Raw genomic sequence first — 9,895 nt, 5'->3', positions numbered from 1 at the left:
TTATGTCACATTCGGTAGCTTTTGAGTATAATTTTAACTACAGTTTATTCCCTCCTGCTTTTAACTTCAAGTACATATTATCACAATCGTTTAATATTCTCAATCAAACCAAAAACATTTAAAATTATTTAATAAAAAAGCCGAGGTTGCCCTCGACTTCGAAAATTCACGTTATTCTGCCAATTTCGACTTGATCACAAAAAGTTCGCTGTCCTTGACTGCCCTCAGACTATGAGGCTCATTCGGAAGCATGCGCACAAAGCTGCCAGGCGCAAGTTCCGTTTCAAAATCATGACCGGAAAAGATGACCTTTCCCTTGATTGGAACGACTACAACAGTATAGTCAACGTGATGCTCCGGGATTTCCTTCCCGGACGGAATCACCAAGTCAGTTACGACTTGTTGATCAGTTTCAAGAATGTGACCAATCTGGCCGATGCTATCATATCGTTTCATGCAGTGAAACCTCCTGAATCAATTGTTCTTTAAACTGAGGTTGGACAAAAGTTCCTCATATGCCTGCTCATACTTCGGAATGTCTCCGGCACCCATAAAGATGACGACATCATCGTGAAAATCAAGCAGCGGCGACATATTGTCCAGACTGAGGACTTCTCCGCCCTTGCTGATTTTTCTGCCAAGATCCTTGGCAGAAACTTCACCGTTTTGCTCACGAATCGAACTGAAAATTTCAGTCAGGTAAACTTTATCCGCAAGATCCAGGCTCTTGGCAAAGTCGTCCATCAACGCAATGGTGCGACTAAACGTATGCGGCTGGAAAACTGCGATGATTTTCTTCTTCGGATACTGTTGTCTTGCCGCATCAATTGTCGCAGCAATTTCTGACGGATGGTGTGCATAATCATCGATGATGACCATGTCGGCAACCTTCTTTTCGGAAAAACGACGCTTTACGCCCTTAAACGTCAAAAGCTCGTGTTTGACTTCTTCAGCCTCAATTTTTTCAAGATGAGAAACCGCAATTACAGCAAGCGAATTCAGCACGTTATGCTTGCCGAAAAGCGGAATGTCAAACGTCCCAAGGAATTCATCGTGCAGATAAACGTCAAAACTCGAGCCCTTGGTCGTGCGCTTGATGTTTTCAGCACGCACGTCATCATCTTTTTCCGTACCGTAGCTGTAAACCGGGATATCAACCCGGATCTTACGCAGGTACTTGTCTTCTCCCCAAACGAACAAGGCTTTCTTGGTGTGACTTGCAAGTTCCTGGAATGCATCACAGACATCTTCAATTCCCGTGAAATAATCAGGATGATCAAAGTCGATGTTCGTCATGATCGTATAATCAGGATGGTATCCCGCAAAATGGCGTCGGTATTCATCTGCTTCGAAGACGAAGAAGCGTGCGTCAGGCAAGCCTTTGCCGGTACCGTCACCTATCAGGTAACTTGTCGGAGAAACGCCGCTCAGCACATGAGAAAGCAAACCTGTAGTGCTTGTCTTGCCGTGAGCTCCAGCAACGCCGATGCTTGTCGTTTCCTCAACGAGCATTTCGACTACTTCCGGATATGTCAAAACTTTAAGTCCCATTTCTTTTGCCTTGGCAATTTCTTCATGATCGTCAGAAAATGCATTTCCGGCAACAATCGTCATGTTCGCCTGAATGTTATCCTTATTAAAAGGCAAGATCTTAATTCCGGCCTGTTCGAGTCCTCGTTGGGTGAACGTGTATTTTTCAATATCAGATCCAAGAACCTTGCAGCCCTTGTCATTCAAAATCAATGCCAGGGCACTCATGCCCGTGCCCTTGATACCTACAAAGAAATATGTGGTATTCATATCCATGTCAAACGTCCTCTTTTCATAATCAACAATCATGTTAAGTTTACCATAAGGACGTCCATAAATAAAAGCAATTTTGTTTAAAATCGCATGTTATTAAGTGCTTCCTGCGTCAGATGCACGGTCCTGGGCTTTGCTCCTCTTGCCTGCGAAATATAGCCTCTGCTTTCAAGATCGTCAATGATTGATGCGGCACGGTTGTAACCAATTGAAAAAATCCGCTGAAGCTTGGAAGTCGAAATCGTTTCTTCATTCACGATGTAATCCAAAACGCGCGGCATCAGTTCATCCTGATTTTCCGCCGCAATGGCTTTTTTCTTCAAGGTCTCAGGATTGAATGCATAGTGAGGACTGGCTTGCTTTCTGATAAAATCGCAAACGTCGTCAATCTCATCTTCAATATACGTGCCCTGCAGACGAAGCGGCTGACTGGATCCATTGCCCAGATACAGCATATCGCCACGCCCGAGCAATCGCTCTGCCCCGGAGCAGTCGAGAATCGTTCGCGAATCGGTTGAACTCGAAACCATAAATGCGATTCTTGTCGGAATATTATTTTTGATCAGACCTGTCACGACGTCAACACTTGGACGTTGCGTTGCAACAATCAAGTGAATTCCGGCAGCACGTGCCTTCTGCGTAATCCGCGCAATGTATTCCTGGACTTCAGAAGATGAAGCCATCATCAGATCAGCCAGCTCGTCAATCACGATTACGATATACGGAAGCTTTCCGGCGTAATGACCTTCTTCTTCAAGCTTTCTGTTATAATTCTCAAGATTTCTTGCACCAAGGGCGGCAAGTTTCTGATATCTTTCCTCCATCTCTTCAAGGCTTCAGTTGCAGCCTGAGAATCGGAAATAACCGGCGAAAGAAGATGCGGCAGCCCTTGATAAGGCGCCATTTCAACAGCCTTGGGGTCAATCAGCAAAAGTTTGACTTCCGAAGGCTTTGCCTTATACAGGATAGACATCAGCATGCTGTTAATGAAGACTGATTTCCCGGAACCGGTTGCCCCGGCAATCAGTCCATGCGGCATCTTTTGAATATCGGTTACGCAGGCGCGTCCGAACAAATCAACGCCAAGCGCGGTCGTCAAAGGAGAATCTGCCGTCTGAAACTCATCAGACCCCAAAACCTCAGAAAGCAGCACCGGTCTTGACTTCTTATTTGGAATTTCGATTCCGACAGTACTCCTTCCCGGAATTGGTGCCTCAATTCGAATGTCCTTTGCCGCCAATGCCAGCTTTAAATCATCATTGAGATTGGTAATCTTATTGACCTTGACCCCCCGTCCCAAATTCAGCTCAAACTGCGTCACCGTCGGTCCAACCGTCCAATTTGAAACTGAGGCCTCAACCTTAAAGGCCTTCAGAGTTTCATTCAGTGTTTCTGCCTGATTCAAAACCCATTCGTCGATTTGAGGATCGTTTTCCTCAATCGGTTCCGGCAAAAGTGAAAGCGGTGGAAGTCGATAACCGGTTTCTTCAATTATCTTTTCGGTTGACTGTTCCTTTTCGTCCGGCACATTTACAATGCCTTCTTCTGACAAGTCCTTATCGACTGCAGCAGTTTCAGAAGCAGTCTTGTCTTCAACTGCTTCTGAATTAACCGCTTCTGCTGCCATTGTTTCTTCAGCTGCGCCATCCTCTTTTTCGAAAGCTTCCGTCTCCTCTTTGCCTTCAACAGACTCTGAAATCCTTGCGTCTGTTTTGCCTGGAGACGTTTCAATGTTTTCCTTTGGCATATTTTTCTGATCTTCATCAGGATTTTTCCTCGGATAAAAAGTTTCAACCTCAGGAGAAGAGGATTCTTTCATTTCAGAAGCCGACAGATTCGATTCGTTTTCCTCATTCTTTTCAGCCTCTGCATCCGAAAAGAGCTCTTTTTCAACCTCATCACCCTGTTTTCCAGATGTTCTTTCAGAAATTTCCTCTTTAAAATCCATCATCAATCCGTCAGTCAAATCAATGGCATCTTTTCCGTCCTCGTCAAACAGCAGATAGTCGTTTGGACTTTTACGCACTTCATCTGCCAAACGGCGATAATCCGGTTCCGACGTGATAACTTTTCGACCGATTACCTTTGGAATATACGTCGGATGAAAATAACGCGAACGTGAAGCATTTACCGATTCCCTGTTTGAATGATTCCTTGATTTTTCCTCCGATTTGACCAAATCATTTTTACGATAAAATGCCGGTCCATCATAATACTTCATGAATTCCACCCTAACTGCATTAATTTGCCCGCAAAAAAGGGGCCTGGGAATACTTCCCGACCCCTCAATTTTAACATAAAACTATGCTTCCGTTTGGAATAAATGAGCAGCCTTCTCAAAATCAAAGGCCGATCCTACTGGATAATCATCAGCATCAAGAACCAGAATTCCCCGCTTCTGCGGAGCATTTGGCAAGTGAAGCTCGCGTGCAGAGCAAACCATCCCAAAACTGTCGATTCCTCGCAATCTGCCCGGAAAAATCAACGTGCCGTCCGGCATCATTGCTCCGACTTTGGCAATAACAACGTTTTGCCCCTGCTCAATGTTTGGAGCTCCGCAAACAATCTGAAGATGTTCATCGCCATCAACCTTGATGCTTGTTACGTGAAGATGGTCGGAGTCAGGATGTTCCTCTGATTTTTCGACATATCCGACGACAAACTTTGGTTTTTCATCAACGACAAGTTCTGATGAAAAGCCTTTTTCCACCAGTGCAGCATTCAATTCATCAACTTGTCCCCTATCCAAAAGAACCTGACCATTTTCATTTTCAAGACCGCTTAGAAGCTTAGAAGCATTGAAAAAATTGTAGCCCGTCGTCTGACCCGACTCAGCATCAAAAATCCTGACGATGTCGCCCTTCTTTTCATAAGATTCGTCTGCGGCATCGGGAGCAACGACCGTCAGCAAAACGTCGCCCAGCTGCTCTTTATTGTAACTTGCAATCAACATCGATATGATACTTCCTTCTCAAATTATTTGGGGAAACCCCCAGAACTATTCAGCATTACTTAAAAATGCTTCGACCTCTTCCCTTGTCTTGCGATCCTTGTTGACGAACCGATCCTTTTCCTCACCGTCAACATAGACGATAAAACTCGGAATTCCCATGACGAACATCTCCTGACAAAAATCAATGTTTTCGTCACGATCGACCAACAAGAACTTGAAATCAGAAAACTCTGCTTCAATTTCAGGCATCGCAGGCTTGATAAATCGACAGTCCGGGCACCAGTCTGCCGTAAAAAACAGCACATACTTCCCGCTGTCATACTTCTGTTCAAATTCCGCCTTTGTCATTTTTGCCAGTTTTTCCATATCAATACCCTCCATATCAATTGATGCAACAATTATAACGCATCACTTGAAAAAATACACCATCTTTGCCTGCTGAACTATGTTATAATCTAGGAAATGCTTCAGGAGGCAGTAAATTGAAAAAAGAAAACATCCTACTTTTCGCAGCGTCAGGATTCATCGTCGGAAACCTATTTGCCAGAACGATTGAAAAACATGCCAGACTGTCGCCAAGGAAAGTCCTTCTTGACATCAAAAAAGATACGGACTCTTATGACGGTTGGATCGAACATAGAACCGTCCCGTTTCAAAAATTTTCATTAACCCACGACACTTATCATGGCGGCATCATCAAAAAAGAAAATGCCGGACCTGTATGCTACGAATTCTGGGTCGACTCTAAAACAGGCAGCATTTTAAAAATCAATAAAACCGCTCAATTCCAGAATGGTTGAACAATATTGCGCTACGGCCGGGATTTTACCCGGCTTTTTTTATCAGAAGTGAGCCGTCAGCTTGTAAATAGGCTGTCCTTTTTGACTGAATTTTTCTTCATATTCGGTCATGACGTTTTCCATTGCTTCTTCAGAGACATGAAGATCAAGCCAGACGCCATCAAAATGCATTCCGAATTCATTCATGCTGCAAAGAGAATACTCGAACAATCCGCGATTATCCGTTTTGAATTCGACTTTTCCGTCTTCATTCAAAACATTCTTGTATGATTCAAGAAACGTTTTATATGTCAGACGCCGCTTCTCATTGCGTTTTTTAGGCCAGGGGTCTGAAAAATTAAGATAAATTCCGGAAACCTCACCTTCATTGAAGAATTCAGTCAAGCCGCTTCCGTTTGCGCAAACAAGCTGTAAATTAGGAAGTTTGGCATCAAGCTGCTTTTTAAGCGCAATCCCCACTGCAACGGTCTGCATTTCAAGACCGATAAAATTTCTGTCAGGATATTTTTCAGCCATTTCAACGATGAAACGCCCTTTGCCTGTCCCGACCTCAACAAAAATCGGCTGCTCCTTTTCAAATCGTTCCTGCCATTTTCCGGCGAATTTTTCCGGTTCCGTCACGACATATTGGGGATTGGCCTCTATCAGCGGCTTAGCCCAGGGTTTGTTTCTTAACCTCATATCTTCTTTTTTCCTCCAGATAATAGTTGCTTTCAGTAAACAAGGGATAAAAGGCCGCCCTTTCATCCCTTGCCATTAAATAATTTCTTATTTGAAAACTCATTAAGCTTTACAATGTCTTGGTTCATTTCATGGAAACGACCACGCATTCGGCTGTTTTTGATATTCAGCAGCAGGTAGAGTTTTGCATACCATTCAACGCGCTCACACAAATCTTCCGTAAGATTTCCCTTTGCGTATTGATTCAACCACTGATACCAGCTATTGCGCGGGACATATTGACACATTAACATACTGATATCCATCGCAGGATCTGCAATAATCGCCGACTCCCAGTCTACGAGATACAGCTTTTCAGATTCAGACATCAGCCAGTTCTTATGATTCAAATCGCCATGACATACTTCGTAATTCGAGCGTTCAAGTTCAGGTTGACATGCCCTCAACTGATTGGCAACACTCTTTAAAAGCGGATGTCGTCTCAAATCGGAATCCAATCCTCTGAAATAACGATTCAGCAGCTCGTATGGCGTAACAATCTGTCCGCCTATCTGCAGCAGCATCTTCTTCAGCAATTCCGAATGATGCACGCGATACAGCAATGACGTAACATCCTCAGAACACATCTCATCTTTTGCAAGACAACGACCATTCATCCACTCCTGGGCAGTAAGCGTGTCTCCGGAAACCATCGTCCTGGTCCAAATCAGTCGCGGAACGATATGTTCAATCGAGAGTGCTGCTAAAAAAGGAGAATTCCGCTTCAGAAAAACACGCTCATCTTTATTGATGCCCATGTAGGCCGTGCCGGTGTCGCCATCAATCGGGAGAACTTGCCAACCATTTTCCAAATTAAGGTTCAACGTAGGCTCTCCTTTTCGAAAATATCGATAACTAGTGGTATTTTACCCAATTAATTCGTATATGTCAAGTTGATGCTAAGCTTCCTTGAAAGATAGTTTCCGGTAACAAGGAGGGTTTCAACAATCATGACTGCCAATGCCTCCAGGGCCATCAGCAGCTGTCCGGTTCCAATCAGACAAAAGGTGGCAAAGACGAAGGATGAAAAAAGCATGACCGTTCTCAAAACCCCTCTGAAGCCGCTTATTTTTTTCTCAAATCCCTGCGGATAGATATGCATGAAAACAATTTCCTCGTAATTTGTTGCCAAAGGTATCAGCTGGAATCCCAGCATATAAAGGAAAACCGCCGCTATCAGAAGAGACAGATACGTATCCAGGAACGCCAGAATCACGCTACCCAAAACAAGCAGCCGGATCAACAGGCTGCTGTATTCACCCGATCTCACCAGCCCTCTGACATACAGATATCTGTACGGATTTTCGGGATTCGGCTTTGGTAAGAAGGCATCCAAAAAGCGCCTTCTCCTGGCTTTGGCAACCACATACGGCACGTCGCAAAAAAGATTGAAAAAACGATAAAGCCCCATCATCCTGGCTGTTTCCCTTTCAATCGCAAAATTCCACCTGAACATTTTCTGATAAACGTTTTGCCTGATATTTTGCATCAAAAGGAAAATTGCAACGAGCATCAGACAGAGGCCGAGCACTGCATTTGAAAAAACTGCAAGCGACAGTGCCAAAATCGGCAGCAAAGCTCTGAAAATCAGTTCAAATGGCAGCGAAGAAAATTTTTCATCATAAAATTCCGCAAATTCAGCAAGAAGTACAAACATCTTGCCTGCAAGCATCAAAAAGATGATCAGCAACACGTTTGTCCTTGAAATGTCGCAGGCAAAGAGCATGAACGGGACGAGCACCAATCCTCCGATCAAAACAACGGCCGCACCGCTCAGATAGGATGAAAGAAAACTCCTTTTGAGATATTGTCCCATTTCTGTTTCCCTGGCAAGCAGGAAAACCGCATCTGCTTTTTTCAGCAGCGTCTTCGGCTTGCCGACCTGCAGCAAAATGATGACGATTAAAACGAACAGCGGCTTGGAGTACCAAAGATTGCTCGGATGACTCAGACTTTTGACATAGTCAGAATATGCCAGACCAAGACCGCCCAATGCAAACAAAACCGACAAAATGAAGAAATCATTCAAAACATAGCGCAGATATTTGAATATCTGCTTAAAATAGTCACTTTGACGCTTTCTATACAGTTCATCCATATTATTCACCTTCCAGGCCGGCCATTCCAAGATAAACGTCAGAAAGCGTCGCATCTTCCCGGCCATAATTCTGTTTAAGTTCTTCCAAGGTTCCGGCTGCCTGAAGTTCTCCGTGATCAATCATGACAAACCGGTCGCAGTATTTTTCCGCCGTGCTCAGGACATGCGTCGACATTAAGACACCGGCTCCTTCCCGTTTGACCTTTTCAATCAGATTCAACAAATCTCTTGTCGCCAGAGGATCGAGTCCGAGAAAGGGTTCGTCGATGATGAAAAGCTTCGCATCCGTCATGAATGCACAGACAATCATCACCTTTTGCTTCATCCCTTTTGAGAAATTGGCCGGGAACCAGTCCAATTTGTTTTCCAGCCTGAAGATTTTCAAAAGTTCCGAAGCTTTTTCCATGGCCTTTCTTCGCTCAAGCCCGTATGCCATAATCGTCATTTCAAGATGTTCCTTTAAAGTAAGTTCTTCATAAAGCACGGGGGTTTCCGGAACATATGCAAACTGCTGCTTGTATTTTGCCGGATTGTCCGAAAGAGAACAGTCATTGAGCGTAATCCTGCCCTTTTTTGGATTAAGCAGGCCGATAACGTGCTTGATCGTCGTCGACTTGCCCGCCCCGTTCAACCCGATCAAGCCGACCAGTTCACCCTGGTCGACCGTAAACGACAGGTTCTTTAAGACAGGAACAGCAGAATAGCCCCCTGTCAATCCATCAACCGTTAAAATCATATTATCGAATCCTTTCAATATCTAGCTACTCACGATTATATCAAAATTTTAAGCCGATATCCTGATTGGTGGAAAATATTTAACATGTTATAATATGGTTATGTAATCTCGAAAGAAGGTATTTAAATGGACAACTGCATTTTTTGCAAAATCATCAAGGGAGAAATCCCAAGCATTACGGTTTATGAGGACAATAACGTCAAGGCTTTCCTGGATATCTCGCAGGCAACTAAGGGGCACGTTCTGGTAGTTCCGAAAAAACATGTCAAAGATATTTTTGAATATGACGAAGAACTTGCAAGAGACGTCTTTGCAAAAATTCCGATGATTGCCCGCGCCGTTAAAGAAAGCGATCCTGAAATCAAAGGATTGAACATCGTCAACAATAACGGTGAGCTCGCATATCAATCCGTTTTCCACTCGCATGTTCACCTGATTCCGCGCTATACGCAAAAAGACGGTTTCAGCATGTCCTTTAAAGACAACTCCGGCGGCTACGATACTGATGCTTTGAAGAAGATTGCCGAAAACATCAAGCAGCATCTGGGGTGATTTCAATGAAAAAAACAACAACCTGCAAATTGATTGGTGCTTGTATTTTGGGAACCATTGCCTTTGTAAAGCGAAGGGAAATTTTAAATTCCGTAGTCAGTCGAACGCAAAAATTCGATGAATTGGTTTCATCCGTCAACAGTTGGAGTCAATGCGCCGGCCGCGTAAAACAAAACACGTCCGCTTTCATGAACGCCCTGTCTGATTCAGGAGACGTTCTGTCCGATTTGACT

General features: G+C 44.0%; 11 protein-coding genes and 1 pseudogene. 3 read left to right on the top strand and 9 right to left on the bottom strand.

The window, feature by feature from the left end; genetic code table 11:
* Positions 1 to 171 precede the first annotated feature (171 nt).
* From V7Z60_RS00635 to V7Z60_RS00615, 5 genes and pseudogenes are all read right to left on the bottom strand, one after another.
* Entirely contained in the window at positions 172 to 456 is a 285-nt protein-coding gene (locus V7Z60_RS00635; RefSeq protein ID WP_334115530.1) for an AraC family ligand binding domain-containing protein, read from the bottom strand.
* Positions 457 to 474: 18 nt separating this feature from the next.
* A complete protein-coding gene (gene murC / locus V7Z60_RS00630) occupies positions 475 to 1,806 on the bottom strand; it encodes a UDP-N-acetylmuramate--L-alanine ligase (RefSeq protein ID WP_334115528.1) in 1,332 nt (443 codons plus the stop codon).
* 77 nt (positions 1,807 to 1,883) lie between these two features.
* A pseudogene (locus V7Z60_RS00625) lies at positions 1,884 to 4,024 on the bottom strand (DNA translocase FtsK).
* 81 nt (positions 4,025 to 4,105) lie between these two features.
* The gene (gene ytpR, locus V7Z60_RS00620; protein WP_334115526.1) at positions 4,106 to 4,756 is read right to left on the bottom strand and encodes a YtpR family tRNA-binding protein; all 651 of its coding nucleotides are present in this window, start codon (positions 4,754 to 4,756) and stop codon (positions 4,106 to 4,108) included.
* A 45-nt stretch (positions 4,757 to 4,801) separates the two neighbouring features.
* Complete coding sequence (locus tag V7Z60_RS00615; RefSeq protein ID WP_334115524.1) at positions 4,802 to 5,122, bottom strand: thioredoxin family protein; 321 nt, start codon at positions 5,120 to 5,122, stop codon at positions 4,802 to 4,804.
* A 116-nt stretch (positions 5,123 to 5,238) separates the two neighbouring features.
* On the opposite strand from V7Z60_RS00615, the gene V7Z60_RS00610 reads away from it, so the two are divergent.
* Positions 5,239 to 5,556 (top strand): hypothetical protein, encoded by a 318-nt coding sequence (locus tag V7Z60_RS00610; protein WP_334115522.1) that lies wholly within the window; start codon positions 5,239 to 5,241, stop codon positions 5,554 to 5,556.
* Positions 5,557 to 5,598: 42 nt separating this feature from the next.
* Here V7Z60_RS00610 and trmB read toward each other — a convergent pair whose 3' ends face one another.
* The 4 genes from trmB to V7Z60_RS00590 form a co-directional block, all read right to left on the bottom strand.
* The gene (gene trmB / locus V7Z60_RS00605; protein ID WP_334115520.1) at positions 5,599 to 6,237 is read right to left on the bottom strand and encodes a tRNA (guanosine(46)-N7)-methyltransferase TrmB; all 639 of its coding nucleotides are present in this window, start codon (positions 6,235 to 6,237) and stop codon (positions 5,599 to 5,601) included.
* A 62-nt stretch (positions 6,238 to 6,299) separates the two neighbouring features.
* Positions 6,300 to 7,100: a phosphotransferase family protein gene (locus V7Z60_RS00600; protein ID WP_334115518.1), complete on the bottom strand. Its 801-nt coding sequence runs from the start codon at positions 7,098 to 7,100 to the stop codon at positions 6,300 to 6,302.
* Between the two features lie 50 nt (positions 7,101 to 7,150).
* Positions 7,151 to 8,374, bottom strand: coding sequence for an ABC transporter permease (locus V7Z60_RS00595; RefSeq protein ID WP_334115516.1), 1,224 nt, complete (start codon positions 8,372 to 8,374; stop codon positions 7,151 to 7,153).
* A 1-nt stretch (position 8,375) separates the two neighbouring features.
* Complete coding sequence (locus V7Z60_RS00590; protein ID WP_334115514.1) at positions 8,376 to 9,110, bottom strand: ABC transporter ATP-binding protein; 735 nt, start codon at positions 9,108 to 9,110, stop codon at positions 8,376 to 8,378.
* Between the two features lie 126 nt (positions 9,111 to 9,236).
* On the opposite strand from V7Z60_RS00590, the gene V7Z60_RS00585 reads away from it, so the two are divergent.
* Positions 9,237 to 9,662, top strand: a complete 426-nt coding sequence (locus tag V7Z60_RS00585; RefSeq protein WP_334115513.1) for an HIT family protein — start codon at positions 9,237 to 9,239, stop codon at positions 9,660 to 9,662.
* A gap of 5 nt (positions 9,663 to 9,667) precedes the next feature.
* On the top strand, positions 9,668 to 9,895 hold a 228-nt coding region (locus V7Z60_RS00580; protein WP_334115512.1), incomplete at its 3' end, for a hypothetical protein.

Source organism: Ligilactobacillus sp. (assembly GCF_036846325.1).
GTDB lineage: Bacteria > Bacillota > Bacilli > Lactobacillales > Lactobacillaceae > Ligilactobacillus.
The sequence above is the reverse complement of the archived record's forward strand: the minus strand, read 5'-3'. Positions and strand labels throughout refer to the sequence as shown.